The sequence below is a fragment of the Paraburkholderia sp. BL27I4N3 genome (assembly GCF_003386115.1).
Lineage (GTDB): Bacteria > Pseudomonadota > Gammaproteobacteria > Burkholderiales > Burkholderiaceae > Paraburkholderia.
Genome location: NZ_QREJ01000001.1, coordinates 2,071,171 through 2,095,058 on the forward strand (window position 1 = coordinate 2,071,171; position 23,888 = coordinate 2,095,058).

A 23,888-nucleotide genomic window follows, 5' to 3' on the forward strand; every position below is an offset into this window, starting at 1 on the left:
ATCTCGAAACCTGCCCGTAGCCGCACCGCCAGGCCCGCTGGAAGCCTCTTCCCGGGGTATAATCCCGGACTTCCTTTGCGCCTCACGTCGCCTTCACGCGCGACTCATCGGCGCGACTCACGGCATCACTCATCGGCATCATTAGCGACGCAACGTCAAGTCCATGGCCCACTTCTCGTGTTTCCCCGGCGCTTCGGCCCTTTCCGATTTCCGTCAAACCCGCCTGCTCGACACGCTCACGCGCATCGATCCGAACATCACCGGCGTGCGCGGGCAATATCTGCACTTTGTCAACGCGCAGACGCCGCTCTCCGCTGAAGACAACGCGAAGATCGAAGCGCTGATGCACTACGGCGATCCGCTCGAAGAAACCAGCGAGCGCGGCACGGCCGAGACTTTTCTCGTGGTGCCGCGTTTCGGCACGGTGTCGCCGTGGGCCAGCAAGGCAACGGATATCGCGCATCTGTGCGGCCTCACGCAGGTGCGCCGCATCGAGCGCGGCGTCGAGTACACGGTCACGCTGAAAAGCGGCCTGCTGGGCGGCAAGAAGGCGCTCTCCGACGAAGCCCGCGCCGCTGTCGCGGCGGCCTTGCACGACCGGATGACCGAGAGCGTGGCGCCGTCGCGCGACCACGCGCTGCATCTGTTCGACGAACTGCCGGCCAAGCCGCTGCAAACCGTCGATGTATTGAGCAACGGCCGCGGCGCGCTGGAAACGGCGAACACGGAACTGGGCCTCGCGCTCGCCGACGACGAAATCGACTATCTCGTCGACGCCTTCACGAAGCTCGGCCGCAACCCGACCGACGTCGAACTGATGATGTTCGCGCAGGCCAACAGCGAACATTGCCGCCACAAGATTTTCAACGCGGACTGGACCATCGACGGCGAAAAGCAGGATATCTCGCTGTTCAACATGATCCGCAACACCGAGAAGCTGAATCCGCAGGGCACGATCGTCGCGTATTCGGATAACTCGGCGATCATGGCGGGCGGCATGGCCGAGCGCTGGTTCCCGCGCACGCCGGCCGAGCAGGGCGCGAGCGAACTGCCGGAGCACTACCGCCGCAGCAATGAACTCACGCACACCTTGATGAAGGTGGAAACGCACAATCACCCGACCGCGATCTCGCCGTTCCCGGGCGCCGCGACCGGCGCCGGCGGCGAAATCCGCGACGAAGGCGCGACCGGCCGTGGCGCGCGTCCCAAAGCCGGTCTGGCGGGCTTCACGGTGTCGAATCTGGAATTGCCGGACGGCATCGAGACGTGGGAAAACGCGCGCGACGCCGCGCAGCCGCTCGCACACCGCAATCCGGACGACAAACACGAAGCGTACGGCCGCCCCGACCGCATCGCCTCGCCGCTGCAGATCATGATCGACGGCCCGCTCGGCGGCGCCGCGTTCAACAACGAATTCGGCCGGCCGAATCTGGGCGGCTATTTCCGCGCTTACGAGCAGAACGTCGCGGGTCTGGTGCGCGGCTATCACAAGCCGATCATGATCGCCGGCGGGATCGGCAATATCTCGGACCAGCACACGCATAAGCACGATCTGCCGGAAGGCTCGCTGCTGATCCAGATCGGCGGCCCGGGCATGCGTATCGGCATGGGCGGCGGCGCGGCAAGCTCGATGGCGACGGGCACCAACACCGCTGAACTCGACTTCGACTCGGTCCAGCGCGGCAACCCGGAAATCGAGCGCCGTGCGCAGGAAGTCATCAACGCGTGCTGGCAGCTTGGCGAAAAGAATCCGATTCTGAGCATTCACGACGTGGGCGCGGGCGGTCTCTCGAATGCCTTCCCGGAAGTCGTCGACGGCGCCGGCAAGGGTGCGCTTTTCGATCTGCGCAAGATCCAGCTGGAAGAAAGCGGCTTGTCGCCGCGTGAAATCTGGTCGAACGAAGCGCAAGAGCGGTACGTGCTGGCCATCGCGCCGGCCGATCTGCCGGCCTTCGCCGCCATGTGCGAGCGCGAGCGTTGCCCGTTCGCCGTGATCGGCACGGCCACCGCCGAGCGTCAGCTCAAGCTGATCGACTCCGAACTGAACGACGACAACGCGCACCAGCCTGTCGACATGCCGATGGAAGTGCTGCTCGGCAAGGCGCCGCGCATGCATCGCGACGTCAAACGCGTGGAGCGGAAGCTCGAACCGGTGGATGTGACCGGCATCGCGCTGCCGGATGTGGCGCTTAGCGTGCTGCGTCATCCCACGGTGGCGAGCAAGTCGTTCCTGATCACGATCGGCGACCGCTCGGTGGGCGGCACGACCGCGCGCGACCAGATGGTCGGCCCGTGGCAAGTGCCGGTGGCCGACGTCGCGATCACCACGATGGACTACGCGGGTTTCACCGGCGAAGCCATGACGATGGCCGAGCGCACGCCTTTGGCTGTCATCAATGCGCCGGCTTCGGGCCGCATGGCGGTCGGCGAGGCCGTGACCAACATCGCGGCGGCGCCAATCGCGTCGCTCGACAAGCTCAAGCTGTCGGCGAACTGGATGGCCGCGTGCGGCGCACCGGGCGAAGACGCCGCGCTCTACGACACGGTCAAGGCGATTGGCATGGAGTTGTGCCCGGCGCTCGGCATCAGCATTCCGGTCGGCAAGGATTCGCTGTCCATGCGCACCAAGTGGGAAGACCGCGGCGTGGCGAAGGAAGTGGTCGCGCCGGTCTCGCTGATCATCTCGGCGTTCGCGCCGGTTCAGGACGTGCGCCGCCACCTCACGCCGCAATTGCGCCGCGCCGGCGAGGTGGGCGAGTCCGTGCTGATCGCAATCGACCTCGGCCGCGGCAAGCATCGTCTCGGCGGCAGTATTTTGGCGCAGGTCACGCAGCAGGTCGGCGACACGGTGCCGGACGTGGACGATCCGGAAGACCTCAAACGTTTCTTCGCCGCGATCCAGGCGCTGAACCAGGACGGCAAGCTGCTCGCGTATCACGACCGCTCGGACGGCGGCCTGTGGGCGACGGTGTGCGAAATGGCATTCGCGGGCCACGTGGGCGTGTCGCTGAATGTCGACATGCTGGTGCTCGATCCGAACCACGAATCGGATTACGGCGACGCCAAAGACTGGGCCAAGCAGACCAGCGGCCGTCGTGAAGACCGTACGATCCGCGCGCTCTTCAGCGAAGAGCTTGGCGCCGTCGTCCAGGTGCGCGCATCCGAGCGCGACGCGGTGCTCGCAGCGTTGCGCGAACACGGGCTGTCGGCGTGCTCGCATGTGATCGGCAAGATCAACGAGCGCGACACGATCGAAATCTATCGCGACGCCAAGAAGATTTACGAAGCATCGCGCACCGAATTGCATCGTACATGGAGCGAAGTGAGCTGGCGTATCGCACGTTTGCGCGACAACCCCGCGTGCGCCGACGCCGAATACGACGCGCTCTCCGACGCGGCCGATCCGGGCATTTCACCGATCCTGACGTTCGATCCGGCAGAAGACGTCGCCGCGCCGTTCATCGGCAGGAGCGCGCGTCCGCGCGTGGCGATCCTGCGCGAGCAGGGCGTCAACTCGCACCTCGAAACGGCCTATGCTTTCGACCGCGCCGGCTTCGACGCGCACGACGTGCACATGAGCGATCTGCTGGCCGGCCGCGCCAATCTGGCGGACTTCGCCGGCGCGGTGGCGTGCGGCGGCTTCTCGTACGGCGACACGCTGGGCGCCGGTGAGGGCTGGGCGAAGGCGATCCGCTTCAACGCGCAACTGGCCGACATGTTCGCCGCGTTCTTCGGCCGCGAAGACACGTTCGCGCTCGGCATCTGCAACGGCTGCCAGATGATGAGCAGCCTCGCTTCGATGATTCCGGGCGCCGAAGCCTGGCCGAAGTTCACCCGCAACAAGTCGGAGAAATTCGAAGCGCGCTTCTCGCTGGTCGAGGTGCAGGCTTCTCCGTCGCTCTTCTTCAACGGCATGGAAGGCTCGCGCATTCCGGTCGCGATCGCCCACGGCGAGGGCTACGCGGATTTCTCGCAGCAGGGCGATGCGTCGAAGGTCGCGGTGGCGATGCGCTATGTCGATCACCGTGGTCAGGCGACCGAGCAGTATCCGTTCAACCCGAACGGATCGCCGAACGGCATCACGTCGGTGACGACGCCGGACGGCCGCTTCACGGTGCTGATGCCGCACACCGAGCGCGTGCATCGCGCGGTGCAGATGAGCTGGCACCCGGAAGGCTGGGGCGAAGGCGCCACGGACGCCAGCCCGTGGCTGCGCGTGTTCCAGAACGCGCGCCGCTGGTTGGGATGATGACGTGAGACGGCTGCCGCGCAGTGCTACGCGGCAGCTTGCTCGCGCCGCGGCCGCGCGGTTGTGCGAGGTGAAAGGACGGCGGATGGCGACGCGCGTCCGTCCGCCTGCACGGCGGCTCCCAGACTGACAATATTTAGTTCGTATCCGCTCGGGTACGGCCACGCTCATATTCCCGCATTTGTCCATCTTTCGTACCCGATCGGGTACGGAGCGTCCCTATTGCCGCCTCGGCGTGCCGACTCGTATCCGCTCGGGTACGAAACCGGCTCCGTACGGCAGTCTCGTGGCATAATGTTCCCGAGCGGGTACGAACGTACACGAGGGCGAGTGATGGAGTCCACGGTTTTCATCGGCAACATGACGGAGTTAGGCGATCTCGTGCGGGCGTCCAGGCTCGCGCAGGGGTTGACGCGCGACGACGTCGCCGCCGCGAGCGGCCTGTCTCCCAAGTTCATCACGCACATCGAGGCAGGTAAGCCCACGGCGCAGATCGGCAAGGTGCTGCATCTTCTCAGCGAACTGGGCATCACCCTGCGCGCCGAGGTTTCCGTGGACATTCCCGCAGACGTCTCCAGCAAGGCGTCCCATCGTCGCCGGAGTTCCCATGGCGGCTAGAACGCTGGTCGCGTATGCGAATGGCCGGCGCGTGGGCGTCGTGAGCGATGACAGCGGTGTCTGGTCATTTGCCTACGACCAAGGCTGGCTGGGCCGTGAGGACGCGTTTGCGCTTTCACCCGCTTTCCCACTGTTAGCCGAGCCTTTCGTCGACGGGTCGAGCCAGCGGCCGGTGCAATGGTTCTTCGACAACCTGCTGCCCGAGGAGGAAATGCGCAGTGCGCTCGCGCGGGAGGCCAAGGTCGATGCGAGCGACGCGTGGGGCCTGCTTGCCTATTACGGCCGGGAATCCGCCGGCGCCTTGACGCTGCTCACAGAGGGCGAACAGGAGTCGCCTGGCGGACTGCAGCCGTTGTCGCAAGCGAATCTGGAGGCACGCATTCAGGCGATGCCACAGCACGCGCTCACCGCCACGGCGCCCAAACGCATGTCCGCGGCGGGCGCCCAACAGAAGCTGCTGCTGACCTTGCGAGGCAACGCGCCGGACTACGAACTGCTGGAGCCCGTGGGCAGCGAGCCGTCCATGCATCTGCTCAAGCCCGACATGCGCAGCACGGGCTATCCGCATTCGGCGATCAACGAGTTTTTCTGCATGCAGCTGGCGCGCGCAATGGGCGTGCGTGTTCCGCCTACGCATTTTTTACGTGTGCCTTCGGCCTGTTACCTGATCGATCGTTTCGACCGTGACACGAGCAGTGAGCCGGCTCGGCGGCTGCATACCGTCGACGCCATGCAGTTGTTGAACTACGACCGCAGCTTCAAGTATCAGAATGCGACCGCACAGGTGCTCAGGGATGCCATCGAGAAAACGAGCACGCGGGCAGTGGCGCGTCTCGATGTATTCCGCTGGGCGATCTTCAACGTGCTTATCGGCAATGCCGACTCGCATTTAAAAAACCTCTCGTTCTTCGTCACCGCTCGCGGTTACAGGCTGGCTCCGTTCTACGACCTGGTGAGCACGGTCGTCTACCACACGCCGACCTATCAGCCGCAGCAGCGGGACCGCTGGCCGCACTGCGACCTGACCATGCCTGTTGGTGACGCCACGCAATTCGCGCAGATCAACCGAAAGAACATGCTCGCCTTCGGCGAAGCGCTTCGTCTTTCGCCAAAGGGTTCGGAAAGATTGCTCGATGAGATGCTGGCCATGCTCGATGCCCGGGTGGCGCAGACTCGGCGCAGCGTCGACGAGATCGCGCAGCCGAATGCCGGTGAAGTCCGCTTGCTGGACTCGATTGTCGCGATGCCGCTTGCCGAGATGAGCCGCGCTTTGCGCAAGTGATCGCGAGCGCTTGCGTCCGACCGGCCACAGTCAATCCCAATGAAAAAGGCGCTGTTCAGTCATTGACTGAACAGCGCCTCGAGCACAATTAAACTCAGCTTATTGAATCTTCGCGTTCTTACGCAAACCTTCCTCGAACGCCTGCAGCTTTTCCTGCTGGATCTGCTGCACGATCTGCGGGCGCACTTGCTCCAGCGGCGGCGGCGTGATGTTGCGCACGTCGTCGACACGGATGATGTGCCAGCCGAATTGCGTATGCACCGGCGTGTCGGTCATCTGGCCTTTCTGCAGATGCGTGGCCGCGTCTGCGAATTCAGGCACGTAGGCCTTCGGGTCCGACCAGTCCAGATCGCCGCCGTTCTTGCCCGATCCCGGGTCCTTCGAGAATTGCTTGGCCAGATCCTCGAAGCTTGCGCCGGCCTTGATCTTCGCGATCAGGTCCTTGGCCTGCTGCTCGTTGTCCACGAGGATGTGGTGCAGGTGATATTCCTTGCCGCCCGCGTCCTTGATCAGCGCGTTGTAACGCGCGGTGACTTCGGCGTCGCTCGGCGTGTTGTTCTTCACGAAGTCTTCGATCAGCGCGCGCAGCACCACGGTTTGCTGTGCCACGGCGATTTGCGCCTTGACGTCCGGACGATTCGGCAGACCGCGGCGCAGCGCTTCCTGCATGAGGATCTCGCGGTTCACCAGTTCTTCGCGCACTGCCGTTTGCAGTTGCGGCGTATTTTGCTGGCCTTGATGAACCAGCTGGTCGATCAGCGCATCGGCGCGCGCTTTCGGAATCGGCGTGCCGTTCACGACGGCGATGTTCTGTGCGAATGCAGGTGCGGCTGCACATGCAGCCAGCAATACCCAAAGGCGGGTTTTCTTCAAGGTCATCGAAAATTTTCCTAGCGGGGCAACAAAGCGAATTCTTCGGGCGTATACGCCGTGATGGCAAGGGCATGGATGCCGCGCTGCATGGCATCGGCCAGCGCATCATACACCATGCGATGCCGCGCCACGCGGGCCTTGCCGGCGAATGCGGCAGCCACGATCGTGACACTGAAATGACCACCGGCGGAGGCGCCGGCATGACCGGCGTGCTGCGCGCTGTCGTCGGTGATCTGGAGCGAAGCGACCGGCGCCAGTGCGGCGGCGAGGCGTGCCTCGATCAGTGCGGCGCGCTCGGCGGTGGTGGCGTGCATGAATACATCGGCGTCGCTCGTCATGTCATTCTTCCTTCATATACTTCGACAACCACAAACTCTGCCCGACGATAAACACCACCAGACAACCGGTGGCGCCGAACAGCTTGAAATTGACCCACTGGTCGGTCGTGTAGTTGTACGCGACGAACAGATTCACCAGCCCGAGCAGCACGAAAAAGATCGCCCAGACGACACTCAGCTTGCCCCAGATCGCGTGCGGCAGTGTGATCTGCTTGCCCATCATCGCTTCGATCAGGTTCTTGTTGAAGGCTAGTTGCGAGACGATCAGCGCCACTGAAAACGCCCAGTACAGCACGGTCGGCTTCCACTTGATGAAGGTGTCGTTGTGCAGCACGAGCGTCGCGCCGCCGAACACGGTGACGACGCCGAGGCTCACCCACAGCATCGGATCGACCTTGCGGTGGCGGAAGGCCACCCACGCGATCTGCACCAGCGTGGCGACGATCGCCACTGCCGTCGCCGTGAAAATGCCCCAGATCTTGAAGGCGACGAAGAACAGGATGATCGGGAACAGATCGAACAGGAATTTCATTATCTGGTCGGGAGGTCGGAAATTGAGCGGAGAGTGAGCCGGAGACTATAAGGGCGCAGTGCGAAGCGTCGGGGCGACCGCTTCGCAAGCTGGATGAAGGGTGTCGCGGCCGGCGCACACCTGATGGCGCGGACGCCGGCCGGCAACGCGCCGGACTCCGCGCTGCGTTACTTGGGCTCGAATTGTAACGCAGCTGAATTGATGCAGTACCGCAGGCCGGTCGGCGCGGGGCCGTCTTCGAAGACGTGGCCCAGATGCGCGCCGCAGTTCTTGCATTCCACCTCGATGCGCAGCATGCCGTGCGAGCGGTCGGTTTTCTCCTTGATCACTTCGCCGTCGATTGGCTTGAAGTAGCTCGGCCAGCCGCAACCGGCATCGAACTTGGTGTCCGATTCGAACAGCGGCGTGCCGCAACAGACGCAGTCATAGATGCCGCGGTCCCAGTGGTCGTGGTAGCGGCCGGTGAACGGACGCTCGGTGGCGGCGTGGCGCGTCACCTGATATTCGATGTCGGAAAGCTGCTTGCGCCACTCGGCGTCGTCTTTCTGCACGGCGGGGGCGTCGGTCTTGAGTTCGTCGGGTTTGTTCATGGTCGGTTCCTGTCTCGGGCTTGTTTTGAGGGGCAGCTAGATGGTGAGCAGATTCGGCTCAATACATCACTACGCACAAACAGAAGTCGTTTAACGCATCACGACGAGCAGCTCACTTCCAGCGAGCTCGCCCAGTCCGGCGGCAGCCCCGCATACGCTTCGTGCTCGGGCTGTTCGTCGAACGGACGGCGCAGCACAGCCGCCAGTCGTTCCACTTCGGAGAAATCCTTCTCTTTCGCGCGGCGGATCGCCGTTTCCGCCAGATGATTGCGAAGTACGAATTTGGGGTTCACACGGTTCATTGCAATGGCGCGCGCGGCGTCGTCGCGTGTTTCTTCGGACAGCCGGACGCGATAGTCGTTCGCCCAGACGTCGAACGCGGCGCGGTCGAGAAAAAGATCGCGCACCGCTGTGTCGCCGCTCGCGTCGTGCTTCGACACGCGCGCCAGGTTGCGGAAGGTCAGCGTGAAATCCGCACGATTGGCGTGCATCACTTCGAACAGGCGATTCACCAGCGTATCGTCGCCGGGGCGTTCGGTTTCGAGGCCGAGCTTGGCGCGCATGCGGCGCTCCAGCGCTGGGGCAAAGCGATTCTTGAAGCCGCCGAGCACGCGTTGCGCGTCTTCGATCGCCTTGTCCGCGCGCACGCTTTCCTCATGCTTTTCGCCCAGCAGCGGCAACAGCCCTTGCGCGAGGCAGAAGAGGTTCCAGTAGGCGATCTGCGGCTGCATCTTGTACGCGTATCGGCCTTGCGAATCGGAATGATTGCAGATGTAGCCGGCGTCGAAGCCGTCCATGAAACCGAACGGACCGTAGTCGATCGTGAGACCGAGGATCGACATGTTGTCGGTGTTCATCACGCCGTGGCAGAAGCCGACCGCCTGCCAGTCGACCATCAGGTCGGCGGTCGAGATGACCGCTTCATCGAGCAGAGCGAGATACGGATCGTCCGCTTCGCGGCAATGCGGATAGAAACGCTCGATCACATGATCGGCGAGCGCGCGCAGCGCGTCGGTTCGATCGTTCGAATAGAAGTGCTCGAAATGGCCGAAGCGCACGAAGCTCGGCGCCACGCGCGTGACCACGGCGGCCGTTTCGACGGTCTCGCGCCGCACCGGCTGATCGGAGCCGATCACGCACAGCGCGCGCGTGGTCGGAATGCCGAGGTGATGCATCGCCTCCGAGCACAGATACTCGCGGATCGACGAGCGCAGCACCGCGCGGCCATCGCCCATGCGCGAATAGGGCGTGCGCCCCGCGCCTTTGAGCTGCAATTCGAAGCGCCGGCCGTTATGTTCGATTTCGCCGAGACCCAACGCGCGGCCGTCGCCGAGCTGGCCGGCCCACACGCCGAACTGGTGCCCGGAATAGACCGACGCATAGGGCAGCGCTTCGGCCGGCCACTCGCGCGTGAGGTTGCCGGAGAACAGTTCGGCAAAGCCCGGATCATTCTCGACGCCAGGCTCTAAACCGAGCAGCGCGGCGGTTTCGGTGGAGAACCCGACGAGGTACGGCGCGTTGAGCGGCGCGGCCGGTAAGCGCGTCAAAAACACACTGCCGAGCCGCGCGAACGCGCTCTCGTGCAACGTGGTGAGCGCATCGGAAAGAGCCGTCAAAGGCCCGGATAACCCTGCAATGCTTGGGGAAAACGACATGTTGAGCGCCTCTGGATTAACCGATATTGTAAGTCCGCGCCCGCGGAGCTGCTGGCCGGCCGTACAGCTGTCCCGTACCGATCCTGTCCAGATCGATCGCCGGCCTTGCGCTTTTCGCCGAAGGCGCGACGAGGCGCGCCCCCCGAGCTGCAAACCAATTGAAACGATCGAGCCGAGGAGACCACTCTTTATGACGACGCCGCTGCTTGGCCAGATGATGGACGTGCCGCTCACCGTGCCTTCGTTGCTCGCACACGCCGCGCGGCATTTCGGCAGCACCGAAATCGTGTCGCGGCGTATCGAAGGCGACCTGCATCGCTATACCTATCGTGATTGCGAGAAGCGCGCGAAGCAGCTTGCGCAAGCGTTGATCGCGCTCGGCGTCGAACCCGGCGAACGGGTCGCGACGCTTGCGTGGAACGGCTACCGCCATCTGGAAGCGTATTACGGCACGACCGGTTTCGGCGCCGTGTGCCATACGATCAATCCGCGCCTCTTTCCCGATCAGATCGCCTACATCGTCAATCACGCCGACGACGCCTACGTGCTGTTCGACACCACCTTCGCGCCGCTCGTCGACGTGCTGGCGCCGCAATGCCCGAAGGTGCGCGGCTGGATCGCGCTCGCCGACGAAGCGCATCTGCCCGCCATGCAGACACCCGCGCTCAGCTATGAAACGCTTGTCACCGCGCAGGACGGCAATTACGAGTGGCCACCGCTCGACGAGCGGCAAGCCTCGTACCTGTGCTACACATCCGGCACGACGGGTAATCCGAAGGGCGCGCTGTATTCGCATCGTTCGACGGTGCTACATGCGTTCGGCGCGTCGTTGCCGGACGCCATGAGCCTCTCCGCACGCGACTGCGTGCTGCCCGTCGTGCCGATGTTTCATGTGAACGCATGGGGCATTCCGCACGCGGCGCCGCTGACCGGCGCGAAGCTCGTGTTCCCCGGCAAGGACCTGGACGGCAAGTCGCTGTACGAATTGATGGAGAGCGAACGCGTCACGTACTCGGCCGGCGTGCCGACCGTGTGGCTTGGACTGCTCAACTATTTGCGCGAGGCGAAGGTGCGGTTTTCGTCCCTCAATCGCACGGTGATCGGCGGTTCGGCCTGTCCGCCGGCCATGCTGCGCACCTTCGAGGACGACTACGGCGTGCAGGTGATCCATGCGTGGGGCATGACCGAAATGTCGCCGCTCGGTACGCTGTCCAAACTGACGTGGGAGCAAAGTCAGCGTCCGCTTGAAGAACAGCGCACATTGCTTGAGAAGCAGGGGCACGTGCTCTATGGCGTCGATATGAAAATCGTCGGCGACGATGGCCGCGAACTGCCTTGGGACGGCGTCGCGTTCGGCGATCTGCATGTGCGCGGACCGTGGGTGATCGACCGCTATTTCCGCAAGGACGACTCGCCGCTCGTGGACGGCTGGTTTCCCACCGGCGACGTCGCCACCATCGACCGCGACAGTTTTCTGCATATCACCGACCGCTCGAAAGACGTGATCAAGTCAGGCGGCGAATGGATCAGTTCGATCGACATCGAGAACGTGGCGATCGCGCATCCGGCCGTGGCCGAAGCGGCGTGCATTGCGTGCGCGCATCCGAAATGGACTGAGCGGCCGCTGCTGGTAGTCGTCAAGCGCCCCGGCTTCGAGGTCACACGTGAAGAGTTGCTGGCCTTCTACGACGGCAAGGTCGCCAAATGGTGGATTCCCGACGACGTCGCGTTTGTCGACGAATTGCCGCACACGGCGACCGGCAAGCTGCAAAAACTCAAGCTGCGCGACATATTCCGCAACCACGTGCTGCCTTCCGCGCTTGAAGACGAAAAAGACTGTCCGTTGACGCCGCTTGCCAGGGGAAACCCCGCCTAAAAATAAAAAAACGCGAATTGAACGAGCGTGCTTTTTTGTGTATTCTGCCTGCTGACCCCGGAAAAAACAGACAATCGGTCGGATCGTTGATCCGACTCGATGAACCGGATGGGCGGCATCTGTTGCCGCCATCACGCATGGATCGCATGGAGGCAGGCAGATGGCAGTGGACTACACAACTCATGACGGCGTGGCCGTCATCACGCTGAACAATCCTCCCGTGAATGGCCTCGGCCTGTCGACGCGAGCGGGTATCGTCGAGGGCATCGAGCGCGCGCAGAACGATCCGGCCATCAAGGCCATCGTGCTGACCGGCGCGGGCAAGGCCTTCTCGGGCGGCGCCGATATCACCGAATTCAATACGCCGAAAGCGGGCCAGGAGCCGACGCTCGCCACCGTCATCAAGATCGTGGAAGGCAGCGCGAAGCCGGTAGTCGCGGCGATTCACAGCGTCGCGATGGGCGGCGGTCTGGAGTTGGCGCTCGGCGCGCATTACCGCATCGCCGCGCCTGGCGCGCAGATCGCGCTGCCGGAAGTGAAACTCGGCATTCTGCCGGGCGCGGGCGGCACGCAGCGTCTGCCGCGCGCCATTGGTCTCGAAGCGGCGCTCAATATGATCGTCTCCGGTGCGCCCGTCATGTCGGAGAAGCTCGCCGATTCCGGTTTGTTCGATGAACTCGCGCAGGGCGATCTTGCCGAAGCGGCGCTGGCGTTCGCCCGCAAGGTCGGCGCGAAAGAAGGCCCGCATCCGAAAGTGCGCGACCGCAAGATCGAGCATCCGAACGCTGCCGGTTTCATCCAGTTCGCGCGCAATACCGTCGCCACGATGGCGAAGAATTTCCCTGCGCCGCTGAAATGCATCGATGCCGTGGAAGCGGGCGTGCAGAAGGGTTTCGACAAGGGCCTCGCGTTCGAACGCGAATGCTTCATGGCGCTCGTGCAGACGCCGGAAAGCCATGCGCTGCGTCACGCGTTCTTCGGCGAACGCGCGGCGAGCAAGATTCCCGATGTGCCGTCGGACACACCGGTGCGCGACATCAGCCAGGTGGCCGTAATCGGCGCGGGCACGATGGGCGGCGGCATCGCGATGAACTTCATCAACGCGGGCATTCCGGTCACGCTGCTGGAAACGAAACAGGAAGCACTCGACCGCGGCCTCGCCACGATTCGCAAGAACTACGAAGCGACCGTCAAGAAGGGCAAGCTCAAGCCTGAAGCGCTCGAACAGCGCATGGCGCTGATCACGCCCACGCTTTCCTACGACGACCTCAAGAACGCCGATCTGATCGTCGAGGCGGTGTTCGAAGAACTCGGCGTGAAAGAACAGGTGTTCAAGCGTCTCGACGAAGTGGCAAAGCAAGGCGCGATTCTCGCCTCGAACACGTCGACGCTCGACGTCGACAAGATCGCCGCTTTCACGAAGCGTCCGCAGGACGTGGTCGGCATGCACTTCTTCAGCCCGGCCAATGTCATGAAGCTGCTCGAAGTGGTGCGCGGCAAGGAGACGGCCAAAGACGTGCTCGCCACGGTCATGAAGCTTGCCAAGAAGATCAAAAAGACCGCTGTGGTCTCGGGCGTGTGCGACGGTTTCATCGGCAACCGGATGATCGAGCAGTACATCCGCCAGGCGCTCTTCATGCTCGAAGAAGGCGCGTTGCCCGCGCAGGTCGACAAAGCAATCGAGAAGTTCGGCTTCGCGATGGGTCCGTTCCGCATGAGCGATCTGGCCGGCAATGATATCGGCTGGGCGATCCGTAAGCGCCGTTATCAGGAACAGCCTGACCTGCATTACTCGAAGATCGCCGATCGTCTCTGTGAGACCGGGCGCTTCGGCCAGAAGACCGGCGGCGGCTGGTACGACTACAAGGCGGGCGACCGCAGCGCGTATCCGTCGAAGGTGGTCGACGACATGATCGTCGCGTTCTCGAAGGAAGCCGACGTGGAGCGTCGCAAGATCAGCGACGAGGAAATTGTCGAGCGACTTGTATTCGCGCTCGTGAACGAAGGCGCGAAGATTCTCGAAGAAGGCATTGCGTCGAAGGCGTCGGACATCGACATGGTTTATCTGACCGGCTACGGCTTCCCGCTCTATCGCGGCGGCCCCATGCTGTACGCGGACACGGTTGGCCTCTACAACGTCGAGCGCGCGATTCGCCGCTATGCGGCGCGGCCGAACGGCGATGCGTGGCAACTGGCGCCGAGCATCGCGGAACTGGCGGCCAAGGGCCGCGGGTTCAACGGCTGAGCTGCAGCGCGACTGAATTGACTGAGGTGGCGCTGGGCGGCGAATCGCTCGCGCGCCATCATCGATATCTGGAAGTAGGAGACATGCATGACTGACGCCGTAATCGTATCGACCGCCCGTACGGGTCTCGCCAAATCATGGCGCGGCGGTTTCAACATGACGCACGGCGCGACGCTCGGCGGCCACGTCACGCAGGCCGCCGTCGAGCGTGCGAAGCTCGATCCGGCACGGGTCGAAGACGTGATCATGGGCTGCGCCAATCCGGAAGGCGCGACCGGCATGAACATCGCGCGGCAGATCGCGTTGCGCGCCGGTTTGCCGGTCAGCGTGCCGGGCATGACGGTGAACCGTTTCTGTTCGTCGGGATTGCAAACTATCGCGCTGGCTGCGCAACGTGTGATCGCCGGTGAAGGCGACGTGTTCGTGGCCGGTGGCGTGGAATCCATCTCGTGCGTGCAGAACGAGATGAACCAGCACATGCTGACCGAAGGCTGGCTCAGCCAGAACAAGCCGGAAATCTACTGGTCGATGCTGCAGACCGCGGAGAACGTCGCGAAACGTTATTCGATCTCGAAGGAGCGCCAGGACGAATACGGCGCGCGTTCCCAGCAGCGGGCAGCGGCCGCGCTCGAAGCCGGCAAGTTCAAGGACGAGATCGTGCCGTTGACGGTGCTCGCCGGCGTCGCCGACAAAGCGAGCGGGCGTCTCTTCACGAAGGAAGTGACCGTTAGCGGCGACGAAGGCATTCGCGCCGACACCACGCTCGAAGGCGTATCGAAGATTCGTACCGCACTGCCGGGCGGTGTCATCACCGCGGGCAACGCGAGCCAGTTCTCGGATGGCGCGTCGGCTTGCGTGGTGATGAACGCGAAGGTGGCGGAGCGCGAAGGGCTGCAGCCGCTCGGTATTTTCCGCGGCTTCGCAGTGGCCGGTTGCGAGCCGGACGAGATGGGTATTGGCCCGGTGTTCGCGGTGCCTAAACTGCTCAAGCAGGCGGGTCTGAAGGTCGAGGACATCGACCTGTGGGAACTGAACGAAGCATTCGCCGTGCAGGTGCTGTATTGCGCCGACAAGCTCGGCATTCCGCAAGACCGTCTGAACGTGAACGGCGGCGCGATTGCGGTCGGCCATCCGTATGGCGTGTCGGGCGCGCGGCTGACCGGCCATGCGCTGATCGAAGGCAAGCGGCGCGGCGCGAAGCTGGTTGTCGTGACCATGTGCATCGGCGGCGGGCAGGGCGCAGCGGGTTTGTTCGAAGTGGTGTGATGCGGCTCGAACGGTAGTGGACGGCGGGTGCCGTGTGGTTCGGCGCGAAAGCGCGTGAACCATGCGGCACCCGTTTTCTATTCGCGCGTGGCGCAGGCTGGCCCGATGATCCGCTTCAAGGCAAGGCCATGCCGGCCGACGGCAGGCTCAAGCTGCCCTGATCGATGAATCGCGTCGTGCCCGTCAGCCCGCCCGCGAGCTTGCCGCGCAGAATGTACGGAATCTGTCCCGACTCGGTGGCGCCCACGAAGGCGAAGGCCTGGCGAACCGCGGCGAAAGCGGGCACGGTCAACGGCACATTGACGACCGTTTCGCCGTAGCGCGGTACGGTGCCGACCTGATCGCTCACACCGCTCGCGAACGGCTTGCCGTTCAGTTCGAGATCGAGCGACACGCCGTTGAAGCTGACCGCGGAATCGTTGGGATTCTGCACGCGCAGTTTGACGTTGAAACGCATCTCGAAGCCCTGGCTGTCGATCGGTTCGATGCCGGCCACATTCACGCGCACCGGGTCGCCGCCGAACAGGCCGGCGCAACCGTTGAGCGTTAGTGCGACGAGGGCGAGAAACGTAGCCAGACGAACGGAACGGCCGGGCAGCAGCGCACGAAAGAAGGACATGACCTGCACCTCGAAAGAAGCGGCTTCGGTCATGCATTGTACCGGGCCGTGCCGTGCGCCAGACGGCATTTCAGACCGCGCGCCGCAGCCGTGTTCTGACGAGACGGGCCAGTTGCCGCAGAGCTTCACGAATCGGACCTCGACCGTTCTTCTGCGCGCGCCACGGCTGCACGACGAACGCGGCAGCGTTTGCATGCGCGGCGCTGATCGACACGACGCCGCGTTGCGGCGTCACGAAGCACTCGCCTTCGTGCAATGTGATCGACGTGACCGGCACGGCGTCGCCCAGCCATGCGAGCGAGCGATCGCGATAGTCAAGTTGCAGATCGCCTTCCACGGCCACGATTGAGGTCCGCACGCGCAAATCGTGCACGGCCAACTGACCGGCGAAGAGGCGAGCAGGCGCGCCGCGTGCCGGACCAAAACGCGATTGACAGACTGACATGGCGGTTTCCCTTAAAGCGTTTCCATGCCATACAGCTTATTGAGTCCGTTCACGTGACAACAGCCGCAGCCACCGGCAATCTGAACCGGTACAGCAACGCGTTTCAATGCGCTGTGTCGGTCGGAATCGAACGAATGTGTATCTGTCGCGCCGCGCGAAATGTCCGCACCATCCGCACATGACTCAATCGATCCTGACGCGGCAGGCAGTGCCTGCGGACCGGCTGCCGGACAGCCCGCCTCTCTACCGGCAATTGGCTGATCAATACCGCCGCGCGATCGGCAGCGGCGTGCTGCGTCCAGGTGACCGCATGCCGTCGATACGTGCCTTCATGCAGCGCCACGGCGTCAGTCTCGCGACGGCAACAGAGAGCTACCGCGTGCTGGAACGCGACGCGCTGATCGATGCCCGGCCGCGCGCCGGTTACTTCGTGCGTGTGCCACCCACCGCGGCGTTGCCGGTCGCGTCCGAACCCGACCTGGCGACGCTGCCCGGCGCCGCGCAGTTCGTCGGTATTCACTCGGTGATTTCCTCGATCGTGTCGACATTCCAGCGCTATCCGAACGCGCTGAATCTCGGCGGCGCGACGGCATCACCCGATCTGTATCCCACGGACGCGTTGCAGAAAGCCGCGCTGCGCGCGCTGCGCAAGCGGCCTACCTTGCTGACCGCCGCCGGACACGACCAGGGTGATCCGGCCTTGCGCGCGATCATTGCGCGCCGCGCGCTCGACGCCGGCATCCAGATCGGCGCCGACGACATCATCATGACTCACGGCGGCATCGAAGCCGTGAACCTCGCATTGCGGGCGGTGACGCAACCGGGCGACACCGTTGTGGTCGAGTCACCGTGCTTTTTCGGGCTGCTGCAGGCGCTCGAAAGCCTCGGCTTGCGCGCGCTCGAAATTCCGGCCAGTCCAACCACCGGACTCGCCATAGAAGCGCTGGCGTTCGCGCTGCACACGCATCCCGACATCAAGGCCGTGGTCGTGGTGCCGAACCTGCAAAACCCGCTCGGCAGCGTGATGCCCGACACGCACAAGGCGCGGCTCGTCGAACTGTGCGCGCAAGCCGGCATTCCGTTGATCGAAGACGATCCGTACCGCGAACTGGCCGACGCCGCGCAGCCGCCCAGATCGCTGAAGGCGTGGGACACCGACGGCACCGTGATTCACTGCACGTCGTTCAACAAGGTGCTGGCGCCCGGCATGCGGGTCGGCTGGGTCAACGGCGGCCGCTGGCATCCGCGCATCGGCATGTTGAAGTTCGCGCAGTCGCGGCACAACGAACAACTGTCGCAAGTCGTGCTCGCCGAATTTCTGCAAACGAACGCCTATGAGCGGCATTTGCGGCGTTTGCGCGACCGCTTGCGGCTTCAGCGCGAACGGATGGCCGCGGCGATCGCCTCCTCGTTTCCCGACGGCACGCGTTTCACGCCGCCGCGCGGCGGGATGTTTTTCTGGATCGAATTGCCGCATGCCATGTCGTCGACGGTGTTCTTCGAGGCCGCACTGAACGACGGCATTCGCGTCATGCCGGGGACCGTGTTTTCGAATGGCGGGCGCTTCGATCATTTCATCCGGCTCAGTTCGCCGAGCACGGATCTCGATCTGGCCGACGAAGCCGTGCGCAGGTTAGGGCGACTGGCCGCGCGAATGGCGGCTCACCCGGATTGATGCGGTGCAGCGCCGATTACAAGTGCTTGAAGAAGCACGTTACTTTGATCATCATTGATGAATCGTCTGGCGCAGCGGCTCGCGGCAATGCGTCGCCGCAGACTGGCGAGGCACTCTGACGGGCATCTTCGTATCATTAGCAATCCGGTCATGTGCTGATTGCTGACCGGCTGCTTCTGGCAGATCGTTTCTTGAAGGCAATGCCGATCTGCCTCGCGTTACCACTCGAAGATCACCACGGAGACGATATGCCATTCATTTGTGAAAATGTCGAGTGCCGAGCTGTACTTGCCCGCAAACAGGTCAAACCGAATCGCGACCACAATTCGTTTTACTTCTATTGCCCCGACTGCAACACGCGAAACGAGCTGATCGACGTTGGCGCTGCCGGCGGTCCGTTGGAACTGATTCAACCCGTGCGGCAAGGACTCCCGCACAAGGTGGTCGCCACCGCCCGGCCTCTCGAGGACGGAAGATATGCGGCGCAGTTGAGTATTCAGAAAGCGCTTGGCATCAAGGGTCCGTTTGCCGCCGAAGAGCGCTGGGATCAGCTTGGCATTTTCCCCGATCCACAAGACGCCGTCAGCTATGCGAAGACCACTGCGGCGGATTGGCTGGGCGCTGACTTTAGCCACTAGAAAACACCAAACGGTTCGGCGTCGCGCCCGCGCGCCGATCCTGAAGGTCTGTTCGTGAACGTCTCGTAGGCTTCTTCTAATTCGCCGCCTACGCAACCTTTACCCGATCGGAGTCAGCGGCCGGCTCCGATCGGGCAGCAGTCCAGCCGGTCGTTTCGACAACACCGGCGTGACCTGGCGCAGAGCGCAATGCTCGCGAGTGAGCCGTCATCCGCATCGTCAAGAGCCCGTTTCTGCCCGCCCAAACCTGCCGATAAAACTCCACCAAACGCGTAAGTTTGATAGGCTTGCTGTTTGCCTTGGCCAATGGGCGAGCGCGAACAAAACGCTGGAGATTCCCCACGCGCCCCGCGGCAATTTCACGAACGTACCGACTCACGAACGTACCGACCACTCAATCTGCAAACAGCCATGACCGATTCGCCCTCATCTAACGCGAGTGCCGCGTCCATGCCCGAGAGCCCGTTCGTCGACCGGCTCGGCGCGCAGCTTCTGTCGGCCGCGGACGGCGCCAGCGAAGTCGTGCTGCCGTTGCGGCACGATCATATGAACACGTGGGACGTCGCTCACGGCGGCGTCACGATGACGCTCGCCGACATCGCGCTTGCAATGGCCGCGCGCAGTCTCGCCGGCGACGGCATCGGCGTCGTCACGGTCGAGATGAAGGTCAACTTCATGCAGCCGGGCCGCGGGGAATTGCGCGCGAGCGCTCGCGTGCTGCACCGTTCCACCACCATGGCCTACTGCGAAGGCGAGATCCGCGACAGCGACGGCCACTTCGTCGCCAAGGCGCTCGGCACCTTCAAATACATGCGGCGCCTCGCCGTCGGGCGCGACATCACGCAACAACGCTTGCGCAGCGACCCGGCGGCGAAACCGGGTCCTAGCGACGGCTGAGCGCAAAGCTTGCGGACCGCGTGCGCATCTGAACGAAACGCGCGCGCCGTTTCTCCCTTCACAAACTCTGTTCAAATCATTCGCCGACTCATCGGCAACCCATGGAGACGATCGTCATGCCCCAGATCAACCGTCAACTCGTGCTGGCGTCGCGCCCGCAAGGCGCCGTGACGCCCGATAATTTCCGCCTCGTCGAAGCACCGCTCGCTCCGCTAGCCGACGGCGAATTGCGCGTGCGCAATCACTACCTGTCGCTCGACCCGTACATGCGCGGCCGTATGAACGACAGCAAGTCCTACGCGCCGCCGCAACCGCTGAACGAAGTGATGATCGGCGGCACGGTGGGTGAAGTGGTGGAGTCGAAGAATCCGAAGTTCGCGGTCGGCGACAAGGTCGTCGCGATGTTCGGCTGGCAGGAATACGGCACCTCGAACGGGACCGGCGTGCAGAAAGTCAACGACACGCATGTGCCCTTGTCGGCCTATCTCGGTCCGGTCGGCATGCCGGGTGTCACCGCGTGGTACGGGCTGAACCGCATCATCGCGCCGAAGGCGGGCGAGACAGTGGTGGTCAGCGCGGCGAGCGGCGCGGTGGGCAGCGTGGTCGGTCAACTGGCGAAGCTGGCCGGCGCGCACGCGGTCGGCATTGCCGGCGGCGCGGACAAGTGTCGCTATGTGACCGAGACGCTCGGCTTCGACGCCTGCGTCGATTACAAGGCCGGCAATCTTTATCAGGACCTCAAGGCCGTCACGCCGAACGGCGTGGATGGCTACTTCGAGAACGTCGGCGGTGCCGTGCTCGACGCAACGCTCGCGCGCATGAATGCGTTCGGCCGGATCGCGCTGTGCGGGTTTATCGCGGGCTACGATGGCGAGCCAGTGCCGCTCAAGCATCCGTCGCTGATCCTCACGCAGCGTCTGCTCGTGCAAGGCTTTATCGTCAGCGAGCATATGGACGTGTGGCCGGAAGCGCTCAAGCAACTCGGCACACTGGTCGCGCAAAAGAAGCTGCAGTATCGCGAAACCATCGCGCAAGGACTCGAAGCCGCGCCCGAGGCGTTCATCGGTTTGCTCAAAGGGAAGAACTTCGGCAAGCAACTCGTCAAGCTGATCTGATCGCGCCGGCGCTCAAGCGCATCACACAACACGCGGAGCAAACCAGGAGAGTCAAACGATGTTCGAATTCGCAGGCAAGGTGGCGGTGATCACCGGTGCGGCGAGCGGTTTCGGCCGCGCGTTCGCGCAGAAGGGCGCGTCGCTCGGCATGAAGCTCGTGCTCGCGGACGTCAATCCGGACGCGCTGGCGCAGACCGTCGAAGCTTTGCGTGCCGACGGCGCCGAGGCGATCGGCGTGCCGACGGACGTCGCCAGCGCGGCGCAGGTCGAAGCGCTCGCGCAAGCGGCGCTCGACGCCTACGGCCGCGTGCATCTGCTGTTCAACAATGCGGGCGTGGGCTCGGGCGGCTTCCTGTGGGAAAGCTCGGCGAACGACTGGTCGTGGGTGTTCGGCGTGAACGTGATGGGCGTCGCGCACGGTGTGCGGGTCTTCACGCCGATCATGCTGGCGCAGAACGAGCCGGCGCATATCGTCAACACCGCGTCCGTCGCGGGACTGCTGTCGCCGCCCGCGATGGGCATCTACAACGCGTCGAAGCATGCCGTGGTGTCGCTCACCGAAACGCTGTATCACGACCTGCGGTTGGCGCAAGCCAACCAGGCGGAGGCGGGCGGCCTGGTCGGCTGTTCGCTGCTGTGTCCGGCCTTCGTGCCGACCGGCATCGCCGATGCGGAACGCGCGCGCCCTGCGGACCTGCGCAACGACAGCGGGCCGACGCGCTCGCAGATCGCCGCGGGCAAGCAACTGCAGCGTGCCGTGCAATCGGGCAAGCTGAGTGCCGGCGATGTCGCCGACCTCACCTTCGAAGCGATCGCCGCGCGGCGTTTCTATATCGTCACGCATCCGGCCATCATGGCGACGGTGAAGCTGCGTCACGAGGACATCGAGCAGTTGCGCAATCCCATCGATCCCATGTCGCTCAAGCCGGAAGTGAAGAACGCCGGTTAGCCGGGACTGTGATCGCATCGCCGGCGCGCCAACGCGCCGGTTTCTTTCAAATCTTCGGCGCTCATGCGCCATCAGACGCACCATGCCGCTGAATCCGAAGATCGAGCAGGTGCTCGATATGATCGCGCGGGCCAAACGCCCGCAGCTTCATGAAATGACCGCGCAAGACGCGCGGGCCTCGTACGAAAAAAGCGCGCCGATTCTGGAGATCGCCAGCGCGCCGATGTTCGCGCTCGAAGATCTGCGGATCCCGACACGCGATGGCGCGACGATTCGCGTGCGTCTTTATCAAGCGGTCGAGCCGAGCTGGGCCGAACCCGCGCCTGCGTTGGTGTACTACCACGGCGGCGGCTTCACGGTGGGCAGCGTCGATACGCACGATGCGCTGTGCCGGATGTTCGCGCGCGACGGTCAGTGCACGGTGTTGTCGGTGGATTACCGGCTCGCGCCGGAGCACAAGTTCCCCACGGCCATCGACGATGCGTTCGACGCGTTGCGCTGGCTGCATGCGCACGCCGCGGAATACGGCGTGGACACAGCCCGGCTCGCGGTGGGCGGCGATAGCGCGGGTGGCACATTGGCCACGGTTTGCGCGGTCCTCGCGCGCGACGCCGACATCGAACTCGCCCTGCAACTGCTGATCTATCCGGGCACGACCGGCTACCAGCAAACCGATTCGCACTCACGTCTCGCCGACGGTTTTCTATTGTCGGGCGACACGATCCAATGGTTCTTCGAGCAATACGTGCGCGATACGAGCGACCGCGACGACTGGCGTTTCGCGCCGCTCGACGGCCAGCGTGGCGCGCCCGATTTCAGCGGCGTTGCGCCGGCGTGGATCGCTACCGCACAATACGATCCCTTGAGCGACGAAGGCGATGCCTACGCGGAGAAATTGCGTGCCGCGGGCAATGCGGCCACGCTCAAGCGCTATCCGGGCATGATCCACGAGTTCTTCAAGATGGGTGGCTACGTACCCGAGGTCGCAGAAGCGCACGCGGATGCCGCCGCGGCATTGCGCTCGGCGTTCGGCATCGAGTGAACCCGGTTTGTCTGGCGCTTGCAGGCGCACCGTTGGTGGTCAGCGCCAAATGTCGAGCGACGAAGGGCGAACTGTAAGCGACAAGCGGCGAACCGCCGCCATGCCGCCCAACAAGCATCATTCCATCTCGCGTTCGATATTAAAAGCGAAGCTGCGCTCGAAGTCGCCGGGCCGCACGATGCGGTGCGAGCCGTTGTCGTCGCTGCGCTCGGCGACGGCCACGCTGATCACCTGGCCATGCGCGGCCACGCGCAACGCCGTCGTGCCGCGCGTGCCGTACTCCGGCGTTTCGATAAACGCCGCCGACAATGCCCGTTCCCGTTCGAGCGGAATGCCGGTGGACGGCAACTCGTCGTCGCGTGCGAGGCGCGGATCGCGCATCAGATCGATCAGGCGTTCGAGTGGCGGCATCGCGTCGCGCGCGAGCAGCGTGGCCAGTTCGGCGCGCTTTTTCACCAGCTTCGGCCACGCGGTATCGAGCACGGCGTTGGAAATGCCATGCGTGCCCGGTGCGAGCAGCGTGGGCGCGAGGCCGCCCCGGTTGCAATACCAGGCGAGTTCACGCCGCGTCCAGTCGCCCACCAGCAGATTGAACCCGTTGTAGATGTCGCCGGTTTGCGCGACGTGTTGCAGGTACGCCAGCGGCGTGGCGTGCGGGTTCCCCGTCGCATCGCGCGTGGCGGCTTTCAGCCAGTCGCTGACGAGCGTGCCGCGGGTCGGCGCGTCGGCGCGCATTTCATGCGGCGCGCGGTAATTGGTCAGCGCGGCGAAGCGGCCGTCGCGCGACATGCCGAGCCACGTGCCGCCGCCCTGAAGATCGCGGCCGGCCAGCACACCCGGCGCGTCCTGCCACCAGCTGATCGGCTCGGCGGTGCGGCGAAAGAATTCGTCGCGATTCGCGGCGAGCGTGAAGAGCGGGCCGTCGACCGCGTCGGGTCGCCAGTCGAAGACGATCAGGCACATCGGGGCGCATCTCCCGGTGGG

General features: G+C 64.0%; 20 protein-coding genes. 12 read left to right on the plus strand and 8 right to left on the minus strand.

Annotated features, from left to right (window positions below; all coding sequences use genetic code 11):
• Positions 1-163 precede the first annotated feature (163 nt).
• From purL to B0G71_RS09585, 3 genes are all read left to right on the plus strand, one after another.
• Positions 164-4,249, plus strand: coding sequence for a phosphoribosylformylglycinamidine synthase (gene purL, locus B0G71_RS09575; protein WP_116141252.1), 4,086 nt, complete (start codon positions 164-166; stop codon positions 4,247-4,249).
• A 333-nt stretch (positions 4,250-4,582) separates the two neighbouring features.
• Positions 4,583-4,867, plus strand: a complete 285-nt coding sequence (locus B0G71_RS09580) for a helix-turn-helix domain-containing protein (RefSeq protein ID WP_116141254.1) — start codon at positions 4,583-4,585, stop codon at positions 4,865-4,867.
• Positions 4,857-6,149, plus strand: a complete 1,293-nt coding sequence (locus tag B0G71_RS09585) for a HipA domain-containing protein (protein ID WP_116141256.1) — start codon at positions 4,857-4,859, stop codon at positions 6,147-6,149. Before B0G71_RS09580 ends, B0G71_RS09585 begins: the two co-directional genes overlap by 11 nt.
• Positions 6,150-6,248: 99 nt before the next feature.
• On the opposite strand, the gene B0G71_RS09590 is transcribed toward B0G71_RS09585, so the two are convergent.
• The 5 genes from B0G71_RS09590 to B0G71_RS09610 form a co-directional block, all read right to left on the minus strand.
• Positions 6,249-7,028, minus strand: coding sequence for a peptidylprolyl isomerase (locus B0G71_RS09590; protein WP_116141257.1), 780 nt, complete (start codon positions 7,026-7,028; stop codon positions 6,249-6,251).
• 11 nt (positions 7,029-7,039) lie between these two features.
• Positions 7,040-7,360 carry a BolA family transcriptional regulator gene (locus tag B0G71_RS09595; RefSeq protein ID WP_116141259.1) on the minus strand — a complete coding sequence of 107 codons (321 nt, stop codon included), beginning with the start codon at positions 7,358-7,360 and terminating at the stop codon, positions 7,040-7,042.
• A 1-nt stretch (position 7,361) separates the two neighbouring features.
• Positions 7,362-7,892, minus strand: coding sequence for a septation protein A (locus B0G71_RS09600; RefSeq protein ID WP_012432930.1), 531 nt, complete (start codon positions 7,890-7,892; stop codon positions 7,362-7,364).
• 167 nt (positions 7,893-8,059) lie between these two features.
• Complete coding sequence (msrB, locus tag B0G71_RS09605) at positions 8,060-8,482, minus strand: peptide-methionine (R)-S-oxide reductase MsrB (RefSeq protein ID WP_012432931.1); 423 nt, start codon at positions 8,480-8,482, stop codon at positions 8,060-8,062.
• A gap of 98 nt (positions 8,483-8,580) precedes the next feature.
• Positions 8,581-10,137, minus strand: a complete 1,557-nt coding sequence (locus B0G71_RS09610; RefSeq protein WP_116141261.1) for a YdiU family protein — start codon at positions 10,135-10,137, stop codon at positions 8,581-8,583.
• A 190-nt stretch (positions 10,138-10,327) separates the two neighbouring features.
• On the opposite strand from B0G71_RS09610, the gene B0G71_RS09615 reads away from it, so the two are divergent.
• The 3 genes from B0G71_RS09615 to B0G71_RS09625 all read left to right on the plus strand — a co-directional run bounded on the left by B0G71_RS09615 (position 10,328) and on the right by B0G71_RS09625 (position 15,524).
• Positions 10,328-12,013, plus strand: a complete 1,686-nt coding sequence (locus tag B0G71_RS09615; RefSeq protein ID WP_116141263.1) for a 3-(methylthio)propionyl-CoA ligase — start codon at positions 10,328-10,330, stop codon at positions 12,011-12,013.
• A gap of 160 nt (positions 12,014-12,173) precedes the next feature.
• Positions 12,174-14,258 carry a 3-hydroxyacyl-CoA dehydrogenase NAD-binding domain-containing protein gene (locus B0G71_RS09620; RefSeq protein WP_116141265.1) on the plus strand — a complete coding sequence of 695 codons (2,085 nt, stop codon included), beginning with the start codon at positions 12,174-12,176 and terminating at the stop codon, positions 14,256-14,258.
• Between the two features lie 87 nt (positions 14,259-14,345).
• Positions 14,346-15,524: an acetyl-CoA C-acyltransferase gene (locus B0G71_RS09625; RefSeq protein ID WP_106281112.1), complete on the plus strand. Its 1,179-nt coding sequence runs from the start codon at positions 14,346-14,348 to the stop codon at positions 15,522-15,524.
• 115 nt (positions 15,525-15,639) lie between these two features.
• On the opposite strand, the gene B0G71_RS09630 is transcribed toward B0G71_RS09625, so the two are convergent.
• Both B0G71_RS09630 and B0G71_RS09635 read right to left on the minus strand, forming a co-directional pair.
• Positions 15,640-16,143: an LEA type 2 family protein gene (locus B0G71_RS09630; protein ID WP_116148439.1), complete on the minus strand. Its 504-nt coding sequence runs from the start codon at positions 16,141-16,143 to the stop codon at positions 15,640-15,642.
• A gap of 70 nt (positions 16,144-16,213) precedes the next feature.
• Positions 16,214-16,588, minus strand: coding sequence for a hypothetical protein (locus B0G71_RS09635; protein ID WP_116141267.1), 375 nt, complete (start codon positions 16,586-16,588; stop codon positions 16,214-16,216).
• Between the two features lie 178 nt (positions 16,589-16,766).
• Between B0G71_RS09635 and B0G71_RS09640 the strand changes: the two genes are divergently transcribed.
• From B0G71_RS09640 to B0G71_RS09665, 6 genes are all read left to right on the plus strand, one after another.
• On the plus strand, positions 16,767-18,263 hold the full coding sequence (locus B0G71_RS09640; protein WP_116148441.1) for a PLP-dependent aminotransferase family protein: 1,497 nt from the start codon (positions 16,767-16,769) through the stop codon (positions 18,261-18,263).
• A gap of 248 nt (positions 18,264-18,511) precedes the next feature.
• Positions 18,512-18,901: a hypothetical protein gene (locus B0G71_RS09645; RefSeq protein ID WP_116148443.1), complete on the plus strand. Its 390-nt coding sequence runs from the start codon at positions 18,512-18,514 to the stop codon at positions 18,899-18,901.
• Between the two features lie 411 nt (positions 18,902-19,312).
• A complete protein-coding gene (locus B0G71_RS09650; RefSeq protein ID WP_116141269.1) occupies positions 19,313-19,798 on the plus strand; it encodes a PaaI family thioesterase in 486 nt (161 codons plus the stop codon).
• 116 nt (positions 19,799-19,914) lie between these two features.
• Positions 19,915-20,913 (plus strand): NADP-dependent oxidoreductase, encoded by a 999-nt coding sequence (locus tag B0G71_RS09655; RefSeq protein ID WP_116148445.1) that lies wholly within the window; start codon positions 19,915-19,917, stop codon positions 20,911-20,913.
• Between the two features lie 58 nt (positions 20,914-20,971).
• Entirely contained in the window at positions 20,972-21,862 is an 891-nt protein-coding gene (locus tag B0G71_RS09660; protein WP_116141271.1) for an SDR family oxidoreductase, read from the plus strand.
• 82 nt (positions 21,863-21,944) lie between these two features.
• Positions 21,945-22,904: an alpha/beta hydrolase gene (locus B0G71_RS09665; protein ID WP_116141273.1), complete on the plus strand. Its 960-nt coding sequence runs from the start codon at positions 21,945-21,947 to the stop codon at positions 22,902-22,904.
• A 117-nt stretch (positions 22,905-23,021) separates the two neighbouring features.
• Here the strand turns inward: B0G71_RS09665 and B0G71_RS09670 are convergent, their stop codons facing one another.
• Entirely contained in the window at positions 23,022-23,867 is an 846-nt protein-coding gene (locus B0G71_RS09670; RefSeq protein WP_116141275.1) for an NRDE family protein, read from the minus strand.
• Positions 23,868-23,888 lie beyond the last annotated feature (21 nt).

Bases quoted from the DNA above. Each gene is read 5' to 3' on its own strand.
- B0G71_RS09665 (WP_116141273.1), top strand. From the start codon at position 21,945: ATGCCGCTGAATCCGAAGATCGAGCAGGTGCTCGATATGATCGCGCGG.
- B0G71_RS09590 (WP_116141257.1), bottom strand. From the start codon at position 7,028: ATGACCTTGAAGAAAACCCGCCTTTGGGTATTGCTGGCTGCATGTGCA.
- msrB (WP_012432931.1), bottom strand. From the start codon at position 8,482: ATGAACAAACCCGACGAACTCAAGACCGACGCCCCCGCCGTGCAGAAA.
- purL (WP_116141252.1), top strand. From the start codon at position 164: ATGGCCCACTTCTCGTGTTTCCCCGGCGCTTCGGCCCTTTCCGATTTC.
- B0G71_RS09635 (WP_116141267.1), bottom strand. From the start codon at position 16,588: ATGTCAGTCTGTCAATCGCGTTTTGGTCCGGCACGCGGCGCGCCTGCT.
- B0G71_RS09625 (WP_106281112.1), top strand. From the start codon at position 14,346: ATGACTGACGCCGTAATCGTATCGACCGCCCGTACGGGTCTCGCCAAA.
- B0G71_RS09600 (WP_012432930.1), bottom strand. From the start codon at position 7,892: ATGAAATTCCTGTTCGATCTGTTCCCGATCATCCTGTTCTTCGTCGCC.
- B0G71_RS09670 (WP_116141275.1), bottom strand. From the start codon at position 23,867: ATGTGCCTGATCGTCTTCGACTGGCGACCCGACGCGGTCGACGGCCCG.
- B0G71_RS09615 (WP_116141263.1), top strand. From the start codon at position 10,328: ATGACGACGCCGCTGCTTGGCCAGATGATGGACGTGCCGCTCACCGTG.
- B0G71_RS09640 (WP_116148441.1), top strand. From the start codon at position 16,767: ATGACTCAATCGATCCTGACGCGGCAGGCAGTGCCTGCGGACCGGCTG.
- B0G71_RS09610 (WP_116141261.1), bottom strand. From the start codon at position 10,137: ATGTCGTTTTCCCCAAGCATTGCAGGGTTATCCGGGCCTTTGACGGCT.
- B0G71_RS09645 (WP_116148443.1), top strand. From the start codon at position 18,512: ATGCCATTCATTTGTGAAAATGTCGAGTGCCGAGCTGTACTTGCCCGC.
- B0G71_RS09660 (WP_116141271.1), top strand. From the start codon at position 20,972: ATGTTCGAATTCGCAGGCAAGGTGGCGGTGATCACCGGTGCGGCGAGC.
- B0G71_RS09650 (WP_116141269.1), top strand. From the start codon at position 19,313: ATGACCGATTCGCCCTCATCTAACGCGAGTGCCGCGTCCATGCCCGAG.
- B0G71_RS09580 (WP_116141254.1), top strand. From the start codon at position 4,583: ATGGAGTCCACGGTTTTCATCGGCAACATGACGGAGTTAGGCGATCTC.
- B0G71_RS09595 (WP_116141259.1), bottom strand. From the start codon at position 7,360: ATGACGAGCGACGCCGATGTATTCATGCACGCCACCACCGCCGAGCGC.
- B0G71_RS09620 (WP_116141265.1), top strand. From the start codon at position 12,174: ATGGCAGTGGACTACACAACTCATGACGGCGTGGCCGTCATCACGCTG.
- B0G71_RS09655 (WP_116148445.1), top strand. From the start codon at position 19,915: ATGCCCCAGATCAACCGTCAACTCGTGCTGGCGTCGCGCCCGCAAGGC.
- B0G71_RS09585 (WP_116141256.1), top strand. From the start codon at position 4,857: ATGGCGGCTAGAACGCTGGTCGCGTATGCGAATGGCCGGCGCGTGGGC.
- B0G71_RS09630 (WP_116148439.1), bottom strand. From the start codon at position 16,143: ATGTCCTTCTTTCGTGCGCTGCTGCCCGGCCGTTCCGTTCGTCTGGCT.